1 protein-coding gene is annotated in these 1,143 nt (G+C 40.0%); it reads right to left on the reverse strand.

Annotated elements, in window-relative coordinates; genetic code table 11:
* Window positions 1–63: 63 nt before the first annotated feature.
* Window positions 64–1,143, reverse strand: a 1,080-nt coding sequence (locus ACEN3Z_RS11860; RefSeq protein WP_407090981.1) for an IS256 family transposase, incomplete at its 5' end; no start/stop codon positions are given.

A 1,143-nucleotide genomic window follows, 5' to 3' on the forward strand; every position in this document is an offset into this window, starting at 1 on the left:
TGTCAAGTCCATAATCTTGTGTAAAAGTCTCAATGTAGTTATATCATCTGGTCATCATGCACATTACACTTGTAAGAATGTCCGAGCGTTATTTTCCCAATTTTCGTGGAAATCAATTAATATCGAACCGATTAAACGCTCTGCAGAGGCTATGTTTGGATAAATTCCAATCACTCTGTCTCGCCGTCTAATTTCACGATTCAGACGCTCAACTGAATTGGTTGTGCGCAACGAAACATGAAAAGCTTCGGGTTCTAACATATATTGAATGGCATCCTCAAAACCATTATCTAAAATCTTTAAGGCTTCAGTATACTTGGGATTATCTTTAAGTTGCGATTCATAGGCTTGTTTCAACTCACGCGCATGTTGTTGTGTTGGTGCTTGGAGGATCTTTCTAAGTATTTTTCTTTCTTCTTTACTGTTCTTTTTAGGCATTACATCAATAATGTTTCTAATAAAGTGAAATGTACAGCGTTGCCAAATAGTCCCTACAAAGACTTTACGAATCGCTTTTTTCAGTCCAGCATGGGCATCAGAAATAACCATGGTTGGTGTCTGTAGTCCACGCGAGCGTAAATCTAGAAAGAAGCGTGACCAGGCTGCTTCGGTTTCTTCTTCTGAGACCATAAAACCGACGATTTCTCGTTTATTTATATCATTAACACCTTGGGCGATATAAACAGCTTTAGACACGACGCGATTGTCCTCTCTCACTTTGATATACATTGCGTCTACATATAAGTAACGAAATTTAGAGTGCGATAACGACCGTTGTTTAAACGCTTCAATTTGTGGATCTAATTCCTGCATGATGTCTGAGACAAAGGACTTGGATACATTTTCGCCACAGAGCTGTTCCACTATTTTCGTGACTTTTCGAGTAGAAACACCCATAATGACCATCTCAATCATCCCAAGGACAAACGCTTTATCCATCCGCTGGTAGCTGTTAAACACGTCTGTTTTAAACTCGCCTGATCTCGTCCGTGGTACTTTTAAGTTGATGCTCCCGATATTTAGCATGAGGTCCCGTTCGTAATAGCCATTCCGCTGATCTTTTCGTTCCGAAGTCCGTTCATAGTTCTCTGCTTTAATGTAGCGATCACGTTCAACTTCCATATAAGCGTTAAAGACAGTGAC

The sequence above is a fragment of the Ruoffia sp. FAM 26254 genome (assembly GCF_045528545.1).
GTDB lineage: Bacteria > Bacillota > Bacilli > Lactobacillales > Aerococcaceae > Ruoffia > Ruoffia halotolerans.